The following is a 20261-nucleotide window of genomic DNA, read 5'->3' as shown; positions in this document are numbered from 1 at the left end:
GTTGTTTTTTAGAAATCGATATTTAGAGTGAAAATGTATCTCTTTACAAGGGGATAGGCCCCATAACCTCCGGATAGTCCGTTACCTCCTTCTGGATCCCCAAAAGGAACATCGGACCAGGTATATAGGTTTTGACCGGATAGATTGAACTTCATACGCTGAATGCGCAACAAACGCTGCAGGTAAGCAGATTCCAAAGTGTAGCCGAGCGTTACGTTCTGAAGCTTTAAATAGGCCGTACTCAATACGTTGGCATCACTACGTTTTCTGTAAAATCGTTCGCCTGCATTGGAAAAAGCCGGAAATTGTGCATCTTGGTTCTCAGGAGACCAACGATCTAAATGCACGGTTTTGGCCTCTAAAAGGTGTTGGTCAAAGTTTGGATAGTATTTATTGGTTGAATACGCCACACCATCCTTACCGAAGAAGCGCACACCGAGATCAATACCCTTGTATGACAAATTGGTATTAAATGCATACAGAATGAAAGGCTGATTTGTCTCTTCCATAGGGACATTATCATTGGTCTCAATTTCTCCGTTCCCATTGAAATCAGAGTAAAAATAATTTCCTGGTGCATTGCCTCCACTAATAGCTGGGGCGTTAACGGCCTGTTCAAAATTATTGATATAACCGTTGGTCTGATACCCACTGATCCAACCAATGGGCTTGCCTTGCTGCTTTTGATAATCGGGTGTGAGCGCTCTATCGGCCTTGTAGACGATCCGGCTATCGGCAATGGTAAAGTTTCCTCCCAAAGAATACCTGAATCCACTTGGTGTTATATGGCTATAATTAGAGACCACTTCAATACCTTGATTTTTAGATTTCCCCTGATTAATAGGAGGCAGGCCTACTTTACCCAAGGACCCGAATCCCGGGTGGTAATACGATGGAACGGGGTTCGATAATAAAATACCTTCCCTCCTTTCCTTATAGAGATCTACGGCCAAGGTAAGGTCGTTGCCCAAGAGGGCGACATCAAAACCTAGATTTTGCTTATACGCGGTTTCCCAAGTTGCATTCGGGTTGGCAATTTTAACTTCACCATATCTGGGCGCTTCATTTGCTGCGGGCAAACCGAACCTCATATAGCCCCATTTGTTGGACACTTCATCCCATCCTCCTAGGTAGAGAAAGCGGGGGGAGTTTTTTTGATTGCCCGTTTCCCCATAGGAGTAACGCACTTTAAAATCATCTAACCAAGGTAGGTTCTTTTCTACAAGAGGTTCTTTGGCGATGTTCCAGCCAATGGCCGCTGCAGGAAAGAAGCCAAAGCGTTTTCCCGGGGCAAATTTTTCCGACCCATTATAACCTGCACTAACTTCAAATATATAGCGCTGCTTATAATCATAATTGGCCCTACCGACCCAGTCTTCGCCGAAATACGGTAAATCCGTAGCACTTAAACGCCTTTCATTACGGTTAAAAACACCTACAAAGCCTACATTATGTGAACCGAATTGACGTTGATAGTCTAATTTGGCTTCGTAATAAATATTTCTAATACTGCTCTCGTAGCTTTCACCTCCCGTACTGTGAAAATCTAAATCGGAAGAATTATAGTTTTGTCCCGATTGCTCCCTCCACTGATCTCGTTCGGTATCATAAAGCCATTCACTAACGTTCCAACCTTCCCTTTTTTCATATTCGTAGGCGGTACTGTAATTAAAACGACCTGATAGCAATAACCCCTTAGTGATAAAGTCCAGTTTTTGGGTAAGACCTATTTGTATATCCACCACATCCCTTCTGAACTTACGCATTCCCGAATAGTTCAGCGCATTATAGGCGTTGGCCTGGTAGGGCACTTCGGCCCCTGCGGCGGCTAAACGTATCCCTCCTTGGTTAGGCGCCAAAGGATCCGGATGGGACAATACGAATTCTTCCGGGTAATACAAGGGGAACAAATACGGCGTGGCCTGATCAATAAACTTGAATACATTGCTAAATTGATCGGCAGCAACCTCGGTGTTCGGTGTTTTCCGCAATTCCGATCGGCCTGAAATATCCGTTTTTAAGGTCGTGGTCTTGGTAAGGTTGAAATCTAGGTTCGTTCTAAAGTTATATTTGTCGTATGAAAATTCAGGACTGTAATAGCCGTTCGATTTTTCCGTTTTTACGATATCCCCAACATGGTTCACACTGAAGGATGTAAAATACTTGACAAAATCCGTTCCACCGGAAACGTTGATACGGGCATTGCTTTCCCATCCGACATCCCGTATAAGGGCATCGTACCAATCAATATCTGGATAGGCATAGGGATCACGGTTCGGATCAAGAAAGGTATCGATATACCGTTGAGACCTTAAACCGTCGTAAAAACCTGAATTTTTTATGGATTCTTGCCCGAGGGTCAGCACGTCGTAAGACCCAAGCTGATCGGGTATATCGGTCAACACTTTGGCCGTAATACCTCCGGCCACACTAATTCTAGGCGCTCCTATGGACCCTCTTTTTGTTGTAATCAAAATAACCCCGTCGGCACCACGAACCCCATAAATAGCGGTTGATGAGGCATCTTTTAATACCGATATGGAAGAAATCTCCCCTGGATCCAATTGCGAAAATCCACCGGCCGCTTCCACTCCATCGACCAAAATCAACGGAGAGTTGTCCCCATTAAAACTTGACACACCTCGAACGGTTATCTTAGCGTCATCGGCACCAGGTTGCCCCGTATTGATTTGGGTAAACACCCCCGGAAGCCTGTCTTGTATTACCTGTGAGAGGTTGGTGATACCCGTGCTTACTAAATCCTTTCCCGAAACATCGGATACGGCCCCAACGATATTGCTCTTCTTTTGCGTGCCGTAACCAATGACCACGACCTCGTCTAAGCTTTGTGCCTCAGGTAGCAAGCTTACATCGATTACAGATTTTCCGTCAACATCGAATTCCTTTGCAATAAAACCTATATAGGTAAAAGTAAGTTTGTCGGTAGGTTCGACTTTTATGCTATAGTTTCCGTCGAAGTCGGTTACGGTTCCTTTGGAAGTACCTTTAATAATGACATTGGCACCCAAAAGAGGCTGTCCCGTTTCATCGGTGACCTGACCAGAGACCTCAATGGTTTGAGCACATATTACCTGCATGGAAATAGCAGTAGTGATGATACAGATTATTAGTTTGAATTTCATAGGTTATTCGTTTTGAAAAATGCTTCTTTTATAATTGAGATCAGTCTTTTACCAATCGTATCCCGAACATCATCCCTGAGTGGTAGTCAAAATATCTGAAAGTATTGTTGTAGCTGGCGTTGAGCTCCCAAACACCATAGTTGCCATTGTTGACCCAAAGGTTGGCCCTTGACTGTTCTAGGGGCACCCTAAAGCCCTCGACAAAGTCGTTCGAGGAAGGATAGCGCCATCCTGCGGTTTCATAATTGAGTCCGTAAATATTGGCCCCACCCTCATGCCATTCGCTCAACAGGTTTCTAGGGTGTCCCGCATAAGCTTTCAATGTGTTTATATCCGAAGGTTTCATAACATGCCATCCTTCCGGTGCTATCGCACTCTCTACCACCCACCAAGAATAGACTCGACCGTAGGTGTTCACCCAATTCGATGGAAATCCTTCCACAGCGGGATGTTCGTTGTAATAAAGAGCGTTGACGTCATCTTTCACCAATTCGTTAAGCCCTAGTTGATTTATTTTTTCACCATCGGTAAAGCGGGTTGCCCTCAAGTTTTGCGACATCCAAACCTGTGTGCCGACCCTTACCCATTCGTAATGGTTTACCTCATCACCTCGAGCATCCCTAATGGAGCCTGTCATTTGAGGTGTGAACTGTAAAGGCACCGAGCTCGATTCATTGCCCTCGGCATCTTTTGCGACCACTATGGCATAGTAGGTCTTCACATCCGTTATATCACTCGGTATATCACTATTTGGTACTTTATACTCCGTTTCCGTAAGGCCGTCGGCCACTTTATTCAATGGCGGATACACCGTATCTATATAGACATCGTAGGACACCGCCCCGTCTGCTTTTGCCCATACAAGCGATTCATCTAAAGAAAAGACCCCGTTTACGGCAAGATCTTGAACTATAGGTGCTCCTGGGGCGCCAGCATTTAAAATAGTAAAACTGAATACCGAAGATTCGGTAGTGTTCCCCATGGGATCGCTAGCCTCAATACGCCAGTAGTAGGGTTTGTTTATTTCCAAACCTTCTGCATTAATCTGGGTGGCAGAAATATTTTCGCCCAGTTTTACATTTGGGGGAGAAACCTCATCGAGATAAACCGTGTACGAAACCGCATCATTTTCAGGATCTGGGGCCTCATTCCACTTAAGGGTGATATTACTCGAATACTGTCCGCTTTTGTGTTCCGGTGAAGTTGCCATGGGCTCGTCGGGTGCCCCTGGTTTTAATTTTTTGAACATACGGACTTCACTTGCAGAATCATTTATAAGGTCGGAAACCTTAACCTGCCAATAATACACCTCCCCGACCTCAAGGTCGACAGGGTCCATGGAATAGGCCAGTTCCTTTGTGGTAGCGACCTTTTCCTTCGGAGGATTTGTTTTTCCAAAGAAAACCTGATACTGCAGCTCTTCCCCTTCGCCCGCAACAACCTCTTGCCATGTAAACTCTAGCTGGTCACGTACAAAGATGTTATCGGAAGGGCCGTCGAGAATCGGGGCATCCGGAGCGGGAATACTACTAAAACTCCAAATCTCACTGGCCGCCCTATCGCTTCCGTTATCGGCAAACACCTGCCAATAGTAAACTTTATCCTTACGAAGCTTATAATCGGTTAAGGTATAGGTCGTGGCTTCCAATTTGCTGGCTTGGGAGAAAAGCTTCGTGCTATCTAGTCCCAAATAAAAATCGTACTTCAATGATTTTTGCATTGGATCGGTAGCTTCCCAAGAAAAGGTGGGGGCAATGTCAATTCCATCACTCTTATCACCGGGTGACTTCAAACTTATACGCGGATCGCTAAGCTCGATGGTTTCTTCATCATCGTTGTTACATGAGAGAAGTGTGATTACGGACACAAAACTTATGACCATTAAAACTTTTTCTATGTACTTCATAATTTCAAATGGTTGGTTAAAAATCTTATTCAACTTTTCGCTCAATAAGGACTGGTGGATTTACTTTAAGTAGACAAATAAAAATCATTCAGATTATGGAACGACATCGGATTATGCGGTCATTCCCCTCTTGAAACACAGTAGGTAAATTGGTATCCTGAAACTTGTTTTCTTAGTGTAAACTCGTCCAAATATACCGGCTGGATTACGTTTACAGGGGGGATATATATTTCAGTTTGAGGTTGTATTTTGTTCTAGGTGGAGAAAATCACTGAAATAGGAGGTCGTTTTGTTCACAAAACATTAAGTTTTATTTAAAGGTCAAAAACCTCATAAACACGTAAGACATGTATTACATTATTTATTGAATAAAATTGCATCCCTATACATTCTTTAAAAAAAACATACCCTATATATCAAAGAAGACAACCTCAGGAACGGTTTCTTTTTTGTACTTCGTCATAGGATAGGGAAATAGACCGTGGAAAGAAGTAAAATGTCACGTCTATGTTTCGAAATAGTAAACTACTTCAGGCCAAGCCCGCGAGGCATTCAAAGGAATATACCTTGCTCGAGGCAAGCCTCGGAGCATTTAATCTCGATTATCGAGTAAAATTCCCTAGGGAAGGATTATTGGCAGTTGCTCCGTAGAGGGCAAAAAAAAAACGCTGTATATAACAGCGTTTTTTATAAAATGCAAGAAGTTGTACTTATTATAATGCCCTAATATGGACCGCCAAACCATTTTTGGCCAATAGGGTATGATCTATACTATCTTTTGAACTTACTTTTCTCGTTTCTATCGCTACTTTGGTACGGGCATCGCTATTGGCATCATCCGAATATAGCGTAGCCTCATATTCCTTTCCAGCATCAAGAAAATCTAATGTAAAACTAATATCCTTCCCGGCCGATCCGCTTAAAGCCCCAACGAACCAATCATTGTTACTTTTTCGGGCAATTATGGCGTATTCCCCAGGGTAGCCGTCCAATACCCGGGTGTCGTCCCAAGTAGTAGGCAAGGCATCATACCATGCCAATTCGGGCACTTCCTGTATAAATTCTTTTGTACCGCCTGCACCTTCTTCTCCTGGTTTTGACCCTTCGGGCCTATCGTACCAGTATAAAAATTGCCATGGACTATAAATACAAACGGCCTTGGCCAACTGTGAGGCATGACTGCCCATTTTCTCTTCTACCCTAGGCGCGAAATAGCAATTGGTCTGATCACCGGCCCCGGCGATCATACGCGTAAATATGGTACTTATGACCTCTCCATTTTCGGGTGATTCCTCATCTCCCCTAATTCCCTCTTGGGTCATTAGGTTGGGATAGGTTCTTGAGTAGCCCGTAGGTCTGTACTCATCGTGAATATCGATCATAAGCTTGTGTTCCGCGGCTTTTCGTACGGCATCGTGCAACCAAACGGTCCATTCTTGCGGACCTACGTTCACGAAACCGTATTTTATACCGCTTACGCCCCATGATTTCAACAAGGGCAAAACCTCATCCAATTGTTTTTCCAAAGCCCTTCTGTTCACATAAAGAACAACTCCTACATTCTTACTTTTCGCATACTTGATTATATTCAATAAATCTAGTGGACCCTTAGATCTTTTAGGATCAATCGTAATCGTAGTCGCATCGGAGGCATCGTCGTATTCATTACCGTACCAACCGGCATCAAATTCTATATACTGTAAATTGTGTTTTACCGCGAAATCTACACAGGCCATCCCCCCTTGGGTTGTAAGCGTAGATTCCCGTATGATTTTTCCCGGTCTTATATACGAGGTATCGCTTATCTTGTTCGGTTCGTTCAGGTTCAACAATAAATAATTGTTCTCTAACAACTGTGCAGGTTTTTTCGCCGCCATTACAAAGCGCCATGGGGTCTTGTCAACCGTGTTCCCCAATACGACCTTACTGCTCAATTCCGAAACCAGTGTACCGCTTTTATCTAGGTCACGTCTGAGTTTCATCCGTGCATAATCGACTAGTGCGGCTTCGCCTATGGCCGTAAACAATGAATCTTTGAGTTGTACTAGCAAGGGGCGTTCCACTACCGTATCGAGTTCCGTTACCTTCCTTTTGGAAATCTCGCTCTGTGCCCTTACCGATGACCAAGCCGTAGCGGACGGTGATACTGAAAATTCGGTGAGTTCCTTATCAATGGTACCCTTTGCTTCCTTAAACTCGTACCGGAATGCAACCCCTTCATTATATGCCCGAACTCGGAGGTTGTATAAAGCCCCTTCGCCCTTTAGTTTGATGAGTGATTCCTTATAATTTTCGGGATAGCTGTTTTTTTCACCATAGACCGGTTTCCAACTTGAGTTGACCTCATCGGTCTCTACCGATTCTATTTCAATGGACGAAACTGCTTGCGTTCCATTTTCCATTTGAAACCCCAAACCGGAACTTGCAATTACTTCTTGGCCGTCATAACTAATATGGTACGAAGGTGATGTTCCATTTCCCGTATCGAAGGTAAAGCTGTATTTAGCGTCAGGACTGGTAAGGTTTACACTCTCCATGTTCTTATCTCCCGAACATGAAAATAATAAGACGAAGGCAAAAAATGAAAAAATAGGCGTTAGGTGTTTTTCAGGTCTTCGTAAGAATTTGTTTTTGCGCATAGTTTAAAGATTAGTTTAATGGTTAAGAACGAAATAAAAAAAGCAAATATGAGCGGATACCACTCATATTTGCCTTAAGATAAAAAGTATTAATAACCAGGATTCTGCTCTAAGTTAGGGTTTGAGAGCAACTCTCTTGGTGGATAAGGAAACAGCATTCGATGTGGTTCTATGGAAAATTGGAAATCTTGCGGATAACCATCTCCGGCACCAGGTGCCGACTCGTTCTGGTTCGGATTAAAAAAGCCTTCTAATTTCGACTTGGTATAATCCAATCCTCTTCTCCTCATATCGAAGAGCATGTTCTGCTCATAGGTCAGTTCCAAGTCACGTTCGATAAAAACGGCATCCCTGAAATCATCTTGGGACAACCCTGACAAAGTAGGTAAACCTGCTCTTTCCCGGATGGCATTAAGGCCGGTATAATCGGCTGCACCCAATTCATTGGTTACCTCGGAATGCAACAATAAAATATCGGCATAGCGCAACACAGGAAAGTTGTTAGGGCAGAAAAAGTTGTTGTCCAATTCAGCACCAACAGCCCTCCATTTTCCTTGATAGGCTTGGGCCTGGGGGCCATCTTCCATATTCAAAATATCACCTGCCTTAAAAGGTGGCTTATCGTTTAAAAGCAAATACTCCGTTACAATGGTCCATTTATATCTCGGACCTGAATCATGAGACGCATACCATTTAGCGAATTCAGGGGTTACCCCGTCTAAGGCTGAACCTCTGGAGTAATCTTGCCCACTCGTCCAAATACCTTCCGTAGCATCATTTGGGGTCATATACCCGAACATTCCCCTGAAATTTTGAACAAGGCCTTCTTTCTGGATCGAATACATCATTTCAGAATTGTTCTCGTTCTGCCAGTCCCATAAATCCTCATAAGGGGTATCCGATTGCACCAAACTGTACTGTCCAGAACCCATAACCTTCTCCAATAAGATTTTAGCTTCCTCTAGGTTAGATTTGTCGTTCAAGGGTGCTCCGCCCATGGTAATATAGGCCTTTGCCAACATCCCTTGGGCCGTTCCTTTGGTTATATGTCCCTCATTGAAACCTCTATTGGTATATTCACTTCTTGTAGGTAATACCGCCGCGGCATCCTTAAAATCTTGGATCAAGAAGGCATAGGTTTCTTCAATACTGGCCCTAGCCGGAAACAGATCGTCCGTTAGGGTCTGTGGCTTGTCTACAATTGGCATTCCTCCCCATAGGCGTACAGCGTAGAAATAGGCCATACCTCTAAGAAACTTAGCTTCAGCTACAATTTCCGCTTGTCGTCCAGCGTCTTCCATTTGAATTTGGGGAGCTTTTTCGATGATATCGTTAGACATTCTCACTACATCCCAAAGACGTTCCATAATATCGAAGTATGCCGGATCACCGAACTCGTTGTTCCAACTCCATGTAGAAAGGTTGTTCCTTGGGTGTATTGCCCTGAAACTATACTGAAAAACAGGGGTTGGAAATTCCGTTGCCCAAAACATACGATGGTTAAAAACCACCAACATACCCATAAAATGGTGGGCCGAATTGACCATGGTCTCTATTGTGGCTTCCGTAGGAAAATCCGTATCGCCAAAAGAATTGTATACCTCTTCTTCCAGATAGTCCTCACAAGAGGTCGAAGCAAAAAGAAGACTTAAAATTAAAATGGTGTTTATATATATCTTTTTCATCTTTTCGTCCTTTTAAAAGTTAAAATTCAAGCCCAACGTATATGTCCTAGAAAGCGGATAAACCCCAGCGTCAAAACCTTCACTAAAGGCTTCTCCTCCACCTGAATTCACATCGGGATTGTAACCGTCGTAAGTCGTAAGCGTAAGTAAGTTGGATGCATTGAGATAAATGTTCAGTCCACCTAACAGACCGATATCATCAGGAAAAGTATATCCCAAACGAATGTTCTTTAGACGAAGGTAGCTACCGTCCTGTATCTGTCTGTTGTCGAACGTCAGCCCTTTTCTACTATTGTTGCTGCTACTATTTACGGCCACCAAGGCATCCCTATTATCAGGAGTCCAAAAATCGGAATTGATAGCCTTGTCCGCATCACCCGAGTAAAACATCACAATATCTGAACCAGTGGTTCCCTGTAAAAATAAGGATAGGTCGAAAGCCTTGTATTTGAAACGGTTGGTAAGCCCGAAAATATAATCAGGTTGTCCCGTTCCCAAAGATTCTTGATCAGCATCGGTAATTATACCATCTCCATTAATATCCTTGTAGATATAGAAACCTTCTTGATGCAAGTTTCTTTGAGGATCCATATCTACAGGCCAGTTATCGGCTTGTGACTGGTCTCTGAAAACCCCTTCAATTACATATCCGTAAATCTGTCCGGCAGGCTGTCCTTCGTATAAACGTGGCCCTCCCCTTCTGTTCCATTTGGCTACTTCAATATAAGGCTCCTGTGTGTTGGGGTCGATGTTCGTTCCCTCTCCTACATTGGTAGCTTTAGATTCTATATGGGATACGTTTGCATTAATGTTCCATGAAAAGTCTTCGGTTGAGGCAAGGGCGGCGTCTATACCGAATTCCAATCCTGTATTGCGCAATTCACCCAAGTTCTGAATGGAAGAATCGAAGCCGGTACTTTTAGGTATAACTACAGGCAGGATCAAATCTTCGGTATCCTTTAAGTAGTAATCAAAGGTAAAACCAAGTTTTCCGTTCAAGAAGCGTGCATCTAGACCAACATTGTATTGGGTAGTCGTCTCCCATTTCAAATCAGGATTCGATATTCTTGACAGGTTAACCCTATTTACGATCTGGTCGTCATAGCTATAGGTTCCACCAATGGTCCATAGGCCAATGGCACTATAGGGATCAAGCGAACCGTTACCGGTTTGACCGATACTCGCCCTTAGTTTCAAGTTGGAAACGAAGTCTTGATCTTTAAGAAAATCTTCTTCGGTTGGGCGCCATGCCAAGGCCAAGGAAGGAAAGAATCCCCATTTATTCGATGCCCCAAATACAGACGAGCCATCTTGTCTTACGTTAACGCTGGCGTAGTACTTACTTTTAAAATCATAGTTCATCCTTCCGAAAAAGCCAACGGTTTGCCACTTGCGTTTTCCATTACTCAAACCTGCGGTCTCAATATTACCTCCACCTAGGTTTTCGGTACCCAATTCATCGGTCGCAAAATCTTCAATACTTACATTGAGGTTGGATATCGTTTGGGATATCAATTCAACCCCACCTACCACATTTAGATTATGGTCGCCAAAACTATTGGTCCAAGTAAAATAACCATTGGTATTGGTACGAACGGCCTCTACCCCATTGATTCTTGCCTGTCCATTTGGCACAGGTGAATCAAAATAGGTCAAGGTTCTTTTCTGGTAGAATTTTCTTGTGGCATCGGAATAATCTATACCGGCACTACCTGTAAAGGTCAATGATTTTGTTATTCTAAAATCGGCCTGTACGTTACCTAAAAGTCTATTGGTGAATATTTGGTCGTCTATATCCTGTAAAATCTTCAATGGATTGGTGTACTGTTGACTCACCTTCGAATCCGTATACCAAAGTCCGGTCGATTCATCGAACCATTCCGGGTCATGAATAGGCGCCTGCCCCAAAGCATAGGTTACCGTATTGTAATTGAAACCTGCACCAGCTGGCACTCTTTTATTGATCGACCTACTCAATAATAGATTCGTTTTTACGTCTATAAAGTCGCCCAATTTTTGGTCAAGGTTCACCCTAATCTGGGCATCCCTATAACCTGACTCTACCATGATCCCCTGTTGATCCACATATTTCCCAGATAGCAAATATTTTGTTTTTTCATTACCTCCCGTAAAAGCCAGTGCAATGTCTTGGGTAATGGCAGGACGATAAATAAGGTCTTGATAGTTGAAGGTTTTGGCATCTTCGGCCACTGGGTGGTATTTATCGGAACCATTGAACCTTACATTTTGAGGAGCAACGCCCCCATTGATCTCACGTTCGGTATATCTTCTTACATATTCCGGGCCATCTAATGTTTCTATTTTACGGATTATGGTCTGAACCCCAGTAGAATAGTTCAAGTTCAGTTTTGTCTTTCCGATATTCCCTCTCTTAGTCGTAATCAAAACTACCCCGTTGGCACCTCTACTTCCGTAAATAGCGGTAGCTGCGGCATCCTTCAATATTTCGATATTGGCAATGTCGTTAGGGTTGATAAAGGATAGTGCATTGGGACGAACCTTGTTCGTATCGTTTCCGGCTCCGCCACCTTCGTTCAGACCTCCTGAAACATAGAGGTCATCATTATCACTGTTCACCGGGAAGCCATCTACAATATAAAGGGGTTCCGTAGATCCCGTAATCGTACTGGTACCTCGTATTCTAATGTTGATCCCACCACCTGGTGAGCCATCCCCAGTAGTAACCTGAACACCTGCGGCCCTACCTTGCAAAAGGTTGCTGACCGTATTGGTCGGGATCTCACTAATGTCTTTGCTGCTGATCGAAGCAACAGATCCGGTCAAGTCACTTCTCTTTACCGCTCCATACCCCACAAGCACCACTTCATCCAAAGCAGTAGCATCTTCGATCATGGTAACATTAACCACCGTTTTCCCGTTAATTGCGATTTCTTGTGACTTTAGGCCGATAAATGAAAAAACTAAGGTCGTTGCTCCCTCGGGCACATTTATCGAATAGTTTCCGTCAAAGTCGGTTTGTGTACCCGTAGTCGTACCTTTTGCCAAAACGTTTACCCCGGGCAATGGTTGTCCGCCTTCATCGATGACCGTTCCCCTGATTATCTGGTAAAATGCACTCTTGCCTATATCCATGGTATTCACAGGGCGTACAGCGGCAATGCCGTTTTGCGCCAATGCCGACATATGGGGGTCAACTATCCTTTGAATTTCGGAGTTGGTCAGAACAATCTGTTTTTCAATCACCGTATACCGGATATTCGTATGCTCCAAGACCAAGTCAAGTATAGAGCTGATAGGCTGGTTTCTTACGTCTATGTCCACTAGACGTTCAAGATCAATAGATTCTTGGTTGGCCAAAAAGTAAAACTGACTTTCCTTTTCTATTTTATCGAGAACTTCACCAAGTCTCACATCGGTCATCTTTAGTGATAGCTTTTTGTGCTGCGCATACGAATCGTTCGCAAAAACACTGCTTATCGCCACTATAACCAAGAAAAAGGTAATTCTCATGATTCTTAAAATTTTACGCAGGGTAAACATTTCCGCTCCCCCTCGTTTCGGTTTTTTTTCCATAATTTTGTAATAGTTTAGTAGTTATAATTCGGTTGTGACTTCTAATCGCCCTAACAGGAATGTGTTGCAACCACTTTCCTGTTTTTTTTGTTATTTAGGTTACACCATAGGCATTGGTTTTGGTTTGGTTGGTTTTTCTTTTATTATCGAACCGTGATTTTGACCTTTCGCTTTGAAAACTGAAAGTGTCCTTCGTCCTTTTTTCGATCTTCTATATGATAGTCTATAGGGAAACTCATTTTTAAGAGCCGTAATACCTCCTCAATATCCTCATCTACAAATACCGCCCGCAATCTCAAATCTTTACCTGTATGGTTTTCTATGGTAACATCAATATTGTACCATCGGCTCAACCGCTTTGCCACCTCTTCCATTGAATCGTTCCGAAAGACCAATTTGCCATCTTTCCAACTCGAAAATTTGTTGTCACCTACGATGTTCGAACGACTTACTCGGTTCGTCTTCGAATCGATAACGACCCTCTCACTGGGCTCCATTGATAATTGCTGTTGGTCTCCTTTAGGTTTTAACAGAACCTTTCCCGACTCTAAGACGACATCGGTTTTTTCTCCCTTATAGGCCACTACGTTGAACTTTGTGCCCAAAACGGAAATATCTACATCAGGGGTCACCACATTAAAGGGCCTGTGTTTATTCTTCTTCACATCGAACCATGCCTCCCCAACCAAATAGACATCACGGGTATCTCCAAATTGTGGTGGGTAAGTCAGGGTCGAACCACTATTCAACCAGCCTGTGCTTCCATCGGGTAAAGTAAATTGAAGTTTTGACCCCAAGGGAGCATTTATACGAATAGAAGAAACTTGATCGAGGACGTTTTCTTTTTGCCCATTTATACATACTAGGTACAGTAGTCCCAATGGCAATAGCAACATCGCGGCAACACGTGCATAGGCCATCCATATTTTTCGAAAGACGTCGGATATATTTTTACCTCCTAGACAACCCGGCTTGCCGATTGGTCTTTGAAACAAATGTCCTAGACTTTTATCGGGGAAATTATCATCTTGGGAAAAGGCTTCCCAATGTCTTGCCAATAACTCTTTTAATTCTTCTTCCCGTTCAGCATCCGCAAAAAGAGACTCTATGTACTTTCTATCCTTAGGGGTATCTTCTCCTGAGAAGTAGTCAAGAATTCTTTTTTCATCTAATTTCATCTTCATCGGAAAAGCTTTAGAAATAATAAAAAGGCACTACTATTAAGTAATATCCGATATTGTCCTTATTCCCCTATGCCATAACAAGTTTTCGTTAAATTTTGTTAAAGAAAATGGAAGTATTCCGTTTAGCGGGCGCTCCAATGACATGATCCTTTAGGTCTAGATTGTAGATTGACAGGCGATATTCGATCAAAGTACGAGTACCGTAATATTGTGAAATAAGAGGGCATTACGCTGCCCCGTTCGGACTATCACAATCAATAAATCACGGACATACCCTATTTAACGGCTTATGAAGTCTTTTGAGCGCAAACTTTCGTTTCGGGCCTACTACATTTCTAGAACCCCTGGTTCTTCAATACCGTTCAAATGCACGCGAAGGTATTTTAAGGCCAAAGTAATCTGGTTTTCAACGGTTTTAGGACTTATTCCCATCTCTACGGCAATATCTTTTACGGGAAGGCCTTCAAAACGGCTTTTGATAAACGTCTCCTGTCTTCTCTTTGGCATTTTGGCCACCAGGTTTTTCAACCTTTCCATGGTAAAATTGTAATCCAATTGATCCGTGGTAGACAGGTCAAAGCCTCGCTGCACACCTTCCGATGCCAAATAATCGCGTACACGCCCCCGTCTTATGAAGTTTTTCTTGATTAAATTATAGGCAATTGTAAAGATATAGGCCTTAAAGGAATTGTCAGGTTTGAGGTTTTCCTTCTTTTCCCAAATTTTAGCAAAGACATCTTGCACCACCCCCTCGGCCTCTACGGGCGATTTTAAATACCCCAAGGCAAAATAATACAGCCTTTTATTATATCGGTCGAACAGTTCCCTATAGGCCACATCACATCCGAGTTTGAGGTTGATTACTGAAACTTGATCACATTCTTCCACTATTTTTAAAGTGCTCATACTTTCTATTTTTGGTGGTGTGCTGAATTCGTTTGTATTGGATAATCGATTTCCATAATGGCGGCCATGTCTAAAGTGACATTTGTATGGGCCATGACTTTTTCAAAGAGTTCTTCCGCCAACTTTCTTCCTCCTTCAATACCCTTATAGCCTAGGGCCATTAAATATTGGCAGTGCATTTTATTCCTTAGGTCAAGGTTTTCATCCCAAATCATCAAATCGGGAAGGGAAACCGCGAAATAGTCGATTTTAACCTCATCGGCAAGGTGGGCCTCCCCGTAAGAAATCAGTTTTCCAAATCGCTTTAGAGCTTCTTTTGGCTTTTTCAGTTTTATCAAGGCAAGGCCCTGATAAAAAATAGTTTCAGGCGGCTGATCGTTATAGAACCATACCGCCATTGGCTCGCTGGCACCCGAAGCGGCTTTCCTCCAATACAAATTTGCTTTTTCAATATGGCCAAGCCCCTCAAGGGCACAGCCGTACCAGTAGTCGATTTCGTTCTCATGGGCACCCGGCAGTTTGCCTTCACCAAGGTTATGGGGATAGGTTCTCGCCTTTTCCAAATTTTCCATGGCGGCCTTAAAATCCTTTTTTACAAAGGCCTCGCGCGCCATACCTATCAGGCTCGATGTATAGGCCTTGGTCACTTTGCCTTCACCACCTTCCCATGGATGAAACTTCCTTTCCATAATCCATTCGTAGGCCTGCCTATATTTCCTTTCTATAATCAAGAGATAGGCTTTTTCGATATACAGGTCATCCCGAAGCAATACCAATTGCGGATATTTCTCAAAATTTTCAAACCGAAATGCTACCGATTTGTTCAGCCGTTTATAGAGTTGATCACGCTCCATAAAAATTCGGGCATCGTTGGGATCTAATTCAAAAGCGACCTCCATAGAGTCAAGGGCCTTGTTGAAGTCGCCCCTTTTATTGTAATAAGCCAAGGCCAGGTTTCTATGTGCCGTTGGAAAAGAAGGGTCGTTCTTGACCGAGTTTTCCCAACACGAAATAGCATCGTTGTACTGGAGGGCGTTGTACCAAAAATTACCTAAGTAGTAAGGCGCCTTAGCACATTCAGGATAGACACGTATGGCCGATTCAAGGGCCAGAACCGCTTCCAAACGGTGCGGGAAGCAATAATCGGGAAGCGCCTTCTCGGCAGCTTTTATGGTTTCAAGGGCAGCGGTATCTTTCCCCGACCGGGTCAAAAACCAAGCTTTAAAGTACAGCGCCATCGGATAGTCAGGGCCACAGTGGGAAACTCCCAACCCTATCAGGGCTATGGCCTCATCGAACAAACCGGCCCGGGCATAATCCAACGAAATTTCAATATAATTATGAATATCGTTGCGCATGAGCTCGATCAGTTCTTCTTTAGCCCCTTGGTTCCCCATAAGGTACTTTTCAAAATACAATCCGAAATTGAAAAGGTCTATGGATAAAGACTCTTCGATAAGCAATAGGGCCCGTTCGGTTTCCCCTTGCTTTCGGAGTACGGCCACCTTTAAGTGGCGTGCTTTATGATTATGCCAATTGCGTAGCAGTGACCGGTTTACGGTATCTAAAGCCGCAACCCAATCTTGCTTCATACAATCGAGAAGTGACAGCTGAAAATACCCAGGATCCATAAAGGAAACATCCCAAACGGACTTATAAAAAGCATCATAGGCTTCGGCATACTTGCCTTGGTAAGACAGCGAAAGCCCTAGATTAAAAAGAGGCTCCCCATCCAAAGGATTCGGGTTGCGGTCTATCTGCCTATTGTAGGCCTTTAAAAAGTATGGTGCCGCCTTTCCAAACTTTCCTTTCCCCATCAACCATAGGCCCATGGCGTTATTACAACGGATATCACCTGGGTCGCGCTCCAATGCCTCTCGGTAGTACGGCAGGGGGTCATAAGTGGCATGGCGATATTGTTCCAAATGAAGTCCGTTCAAAAACAGCTCCTCGTTCGTTTCTATATCCTTAGGTTCCCTAGCCGCCTGTGCCGGCTCGGGAATGGTATTCTCAGGTTCTTTTTCCGGTCTCCAATCCAACAGAACGCTTCCGTTCTCCAATAGGATCGAAAGTTCAAAATCGTGTTGGGGCAAATCGGGATCGATACTAAGCTCCGAGGCATACGATCGGCCCGGCCTAAAGTCATATTTTTCCTCTAAGAGCACCTCTTGTTTACACTTAAGTCGTACGGTAGCCTGATTATAGACCGCAGTGGCATATGCCTTTACAAGGGCCCTATCCCCTTCGAATTCGAGGTTCAACATCGCATCTTTTGATGCATTCTTTACCACGCCCAGATCTTGGTAGGGCATAAAGTACTGTGAAAACGATTTTTCCTCGTAAGGCTTGAGCCATGTAAAATCGGGTTGGTTATCGGTATAGACGCCGCACATCAACTCAATATAAGGGCCATTGGCATCGGTAAGGTTTCGGTCCCATGCCTTGCCAAAGTCCCCATTACCCCAGGTCCACTGTTTTTTTCCAGGGGAAATATGGTGATTGGCCACATGTAGCAGGCCTCCCTTAGAATCGTTTTCGTAGCCCCCGACAAAATTGTAATCCGACTTCATGGCCATGTACGATGTAGGTACGGGAATATTCGCATAACGCGAAATATCGGTACCCGGGGAATAATCAAACTTATAATAGACCCCTTTGGCAATCGGAAATTCGGAAACATCGCGTTTACCGTGATCGAATACGGCGGTAACATCGGGAGGAAAGACAGACTGATAGTCATCATTGACCGCTACTGCCGGATTGGCCCACCACAAAAATGTTTGGGGCCTATCGGTGCGGTTATAGAGGCTTACCTTTATTTCCAAATAGGCCTTATCGGGATGCAAGGTAAAGCCGGCCATGCCCTTGGTTCCTGACATACGCTCCATTTCACTGCACCAAACCGTTTTGCTCTGATCATCATTTTCGGTAATGCTATAATCAACGGGAAGGTAGGTAGAGGGGCGATGATGTTGTGGCCAGTTAAATTCGATACCTCCTGAAATCCACGGCCCCGTAAGTCCGACCAATGCCGGTTTTATCACTTCGTTATAATATACAAAATGGCGTTTTTTTACTTTATCGTAGGCCATTTGTACACGTCCGCCCAATTCGGGTAAAATCATAATTTTTAAAAAATCGTTTTCGAGAAAACAGGCCAGCCATTCCTTTTCGACCTTTTCGTCGCTTATTTTCTCGACCACCGGATAGGGGTATACTTTTCCGCTACTGCCTTGATACACCCTTTTTTCAAGAAAAATGGGGTTCTTTTCGGCAGCTCCGATTTCATAGGTAGGAATCATTATTTTTTCGCTCCAGACTTTTACGCTCATTACTTCATTTCATTTAGCCCTTTTCAAATGTCAATTAGGCTGATTGTTTATACGACAAGGAATTTATTGGAATACCGATATCGGCCATGATCATACCACCAAAGGATACTGCCACTTCGATATAGAACAAATGTATTCGCTGACGAGGCATCAAAAAATAGATTATGTTATTCATTTAATGGATTATTTTCTTATTACTATATTAGTCTTATGAAAAAAAAGGATGCTTTCACGGGGCAGAAGATGTTAGTATTACATAAAAAACCCCTCAAAATTTTAAGAAAAAACCAATTTACAAGGGGCTTATATGTGACAGACGTCGGTTATTTCCCAAAGGCTCAATATCACTATCGCGAGAGACCCGAGGGCTGTCCGGAATATATTCTTATTTTTTGCGCCAAGGGAAAAGGGTGGATAGAAATCGAAGGGAAGCGGCATAATCTTTCCGAAAACCAGTTTTCCATTATACCTAAAAACGCGCCCCACAAGTATGGTGCGGATTATACCGACCCATGGACCATCTACTGGATACATTTTAACGGGGAAAACACGGATCACTTCATCAACCCCTTTGTCTATCCAAGGACTTTGATAAAGACGCCGAACAGCAGGTTAAGGGAAAGAGCCTATCTTTTTGAGGAAATATATTATACCCTTGAAGCGGGAAATTCATTGAACAATCTAGAATACAGCAGTGTGCTGCTTATCAACCTTCTGGGTTCGTTTAAATACCATTCCCTTTTTACACAGACCAAGACTTCGTTGAACAACGACCCTGTCTCCATAGCCATTGCCCTTATGAAGGAAAACATACAGAAAAAACTTAGTATACATGAAATCGCCTCCTCTTCGGGCCTTTCCGTTTCGCACTTCTGCCTTCTCTTTAAAAAGAAGACCTCCCACACCCCTATCGAACATTTTACCTTCCTAAAAATGCAGCGCGCCTGCCACCTTTTAGATTTCAGCACGCTCCGCATAAATGAAATAGCGATTGACATCGGTTATGACGACCCCTACTATTTTACCAGGGTCTTTAAGCGAGTAATGGGGAAATCACCATCGGCATATCGAGATAACATAGCCTAACGCCTCACACAAGTGATACACGGATTTAATAAAGTATAGATATTCGCCACCACCCTTTTTCGAACAAAAAAAAATACGGATAGGGGAATCACGAAAGAATAGGATATAACATAATGGAAGGCCTAATAGCGCATCTCATTCGCTAAGCCTTACCACGTTTGAGTTAGTTTTTGTTAGTTTTAAAAAAGGAGCGTACGTTGAATTGCGCTCCTTTTTGTTTTTATATCCTACTGTCGATATAAAAACATAACCTCCATAAATCAAAGTTTACCCGACTTCCGTATTCCATGCTTATAGCTTGTTGTTTCGGCTTGAATCCAATGTTATGATATCCGCCTTATACATCGTTGCCTTCCAATGCCACCTCCATCCTATCAAGAGTCAATGGGAAATAAAATTCCCATTAGCAATTACCGTAATGCCCTCCGTCATTACCAATAAGCCTGAATACAGAAAATATTTGCTTCTTTTTCCCGCATTGGTCCATTCTACAAAAAAACACCCTCAATACATTAGCTAGCATAATACAGCCTGTTTAAAACACGGCGAAACCAAGTCCAATATACCTGCCTATCAAAATTGCCCTTCAAACCGTAATCCCTCTAAACCGAAATCAATTTGCACATAACACGTATTTCAGGAGCTAAAGGGACGCCAAAATGTCCTAGGCCTCCCCCCTTTCGATTACATAAAAATATAAGGAATGGAGCTCACATTCACCAGGTCTATCCTTTTTTACAAATTAAAGTGGAGGAAGACCACCCCTTATTACAACTTTAAGAGAAAAGCACCGCCCCTTTCCTTATGTTGATGGTAGACAACCTT

The 20261-nt window shown here is 43.3% G+C and carries 11 protein-coding genes; 2 read left to right on the top strand and 9 right to left on the bottom strand.

From position 1 onward, the window contains the following. Positions 1 to 8: 8 nt before the first annotated feature. The gene (locus B4Q04_RS14770; protein ID WP_088697267.1) at positions 9 to 3143 is read right to left on the bottom strand and encodes a SusC/RagA family TonB-linked outer membrane protein; all 3135 of its coding nucleotides are present in this window, start codon (positions 3141 to 3143) and stop codon (positions 9 to 11) included. Positions 3144 to 3183: 40 nt separating this feature from the next. Continuing rightward, a complete protein-coding gene (locus B4Q04_RS14765) occupies positions 3184 to 5049 on the bottom strand; it encodes an FISUMP domain-containing protein (protein ID WP_123772385.1) in 1866 nt (621 codons plus the stop codon). A 507-nt stretch (positions 5050 to 5556) separates the two neighbouring features. On the opposite strand from B4Q04_RS14765, the gene B4Q04_RS22735 reads away from it, so the two are divergent. Further along, on the top strand, positions 5557 to 5700 hold the full coding sequence (locus B4Q04_RS22735) for a hypothetical protein (protein ID WP_161496077.1): 144 nt from the start codon (positions 5557 to 5559) through the stop codon (positions 5698 to 5700). A 62-nt stretch (positions 5701 to 5762) separates the two neighbouring features. On the opposite strand, the gene B4Q04_RS14760 is transcribed toward B4Q04_RS22735, so the two are convergent. The 7 genes from B4Q04_RS14760 to B4Q04_RS22730 form a co-directional block, all read right to left on the bottom strand. Continuing rightward, on the bottom strand, positions 5763 to 7688 hold the full coding sequence (locus tag B4Q04_RS14760; RefSeq protein ID WP_088697265.1) for a glycoside hydrolase family 97 protein: 1926 nt from the start codon (positions 7686 to 7688) through the stop codon (positions 5763 to 5765). Positions 7689 to 7777: 89 nt separating this feature from the next. Continuing rightward, positions 7778 to 9373, bottom strand: coding sequence for a RagB/SusD family nutrient uptake outer membrane protein (locus tag B4Q04_RS14755; RefSeq protein WP_088697264.1), 1596 nt, complete (start codon positions 9371 to 9373; stop codon positions 7778 to 7780). A gap of 12 nt (positions 9374 to 9385) precedes the next feature. Continuing rightward, positions 9386 to 12928 (bottom strand): TonB-dependent receptor, encoded by a 3543-nt coding sequence (locus tag B4Q04_RS14750; protein WP_088697263.1) that lies wholly within the window; start codon positions 12926 to 12928, stop codon positions 9386 to 9388. A gap of 143 nt (positions 12929 to 13071) precedes the next feature. Beyond that, positions 13072 to 14112, bottom strand: a complete 1041-nt coding sequence (locus B4Q04_RS14745; protein WP_088697262.1) for a FecR family protein — start codon at positions 14110 to 14112, stop codon at positions 13072 to 13074. A gap of 327 nt (positions 14113 to 14439) precedes the next feature. Then, a complete protein-coding gene (locus tag B4Q04_RS14740) occupies positions 14440 to 15018 on the bottom strand; it encodes an RNA polymerase sigma-70 factor (RefSeq protein WP_088697261.1) in 579 nt (192 codons plus the stop codon). 5 nt (positions 15019 to 15023) lie between these two features. After that, positions 15024 to 18350: a DUF5107 domain-containing protein gene (locus B4Q04_RS14735; protein WP_088697260.1), complete on the bottom strand. Its 3327-nt coding sequence runs from the start codon at positions 18348 to 18350 to the stop codon at positions 15024 to 15026. Positions 18351 to 18384: 34 nt separating this feature from the next. Then, positions 18385 to 18525: a hypothetical protein gene (locus tag B4Q04_RS22730; protein ID WP_158499704.1), complete on the bottom strand. Its 141-nt coding sequence runs from the start codon at positions 18523 to 18525 to the stop codon at positions 18385 to 18387. Between the two features lie 134 nt (positions 18526 to 18659). On the opposite strand from B4Q04_RS22730, the gene B4Q04_RS14730 reads away from it, so the two are divergent. Beyond that, on the top strand, positions 18660 to 19436 hold the full coding sequence (locus B4Q04_RS14730; protein WP_158499705.1) for an AraC family transcriptional regulator: 777 nt from the start codon (positions 18660 to 18662) through the stop codon (positions 19434 to 19436). Positions 19437 to 20261: the final 825 nt, after the last annotated feature.

This window comes from Zobellia sp. OII3, assembly GCF_002211465.1.
GTDB classification, from domain to species: domain Bacteria; phylum Bacteroidota; class Bacteroidia; order Flavobacteriales; family Flavobacteriaceae; genus Zobellia; species Zobellia galactanivorans.
The sequence above is the reverse complement of the archived record's forward strand: the minus strand, read 5'-3'. Positions and strand labels throughout refer to the sequence as shown.

Excerpts from the sequence above, each read along its gene's own strand:
- B4Q04_RS14735 (WP_088697260.1), bottom strand. The coding sequence starts at position 18,350 with ATGAGCGTAAAAGTCTGGAGCGAAAAAATAATGATTCCTACCTATGAA.
- B4Q04_RS14760 (WP_088697265.1), bottom strand. The coding sequence starts at position 7,688 with ATGCGCAAAAACAAATTCTTACGAAGACCTGAAAAACACCTAACGCCT.
- B4Q04_RS14755 (WP_088697264.1), bottom strand. The coding sequence starts at position 9,373 with ATGAAAAAGATATATATAAACACCATTTTAATTTTAAGTCTTCTTTTT.
- B4Q04_RS14765 (WP_123772385.1), bottom strand. The coding sequence starts at position 5,049 with ATGAAGTACATAGAAAAAGTTTTAATGGTCATAAGTTTTGTGTCCGTA.
- B4Q04_RS14745 (WP_088697262.1), bottom strand. The coding sequence starts at position 14,112 with ATGAAGATGAAATTAGATGAAAAAAGAATTCTTGACTACTTCTCAGGA.
- B4Q04_RS14770 (WP_088697267.1), bottom strand. The coding sequence starts at position 3,143 with ATGAAATTCAAACTAATAATCTGTATCATCACTACTGCTATTTCCATG.
- B4Q04_RS14740 (WP_088697261.1), bottom strand. The coding sequence starts at position 15,018 with ATGAGCACTTTAAAAATAGTGGAAGAATGTGATCAAGTTTCAGTAATC.
- B4Q04_RS14750 (WP_088697263.1), bottom strand. The coding sequence starts at position 12,928 with ATGGAAAAAAAACCGAAACGAGGGGGAGCGGAAATGTTTACCCTGCGT.
- B4Q04_RS22730 (WP_158499704.1), bottom strand. The coding sequence starts at position 18,525 with ATGAATAACATAATCTATTTTTTGATGCCTCGTCAGCGAATACATTTG.
- B4Q04_RS22735 (WP_161496077.1), top strand. The coding sequence starts at position 5,557 with ATGTTTCGAAATAGTAAACTACTTCAGGCCAAGCCCGCGAGGCATTCA.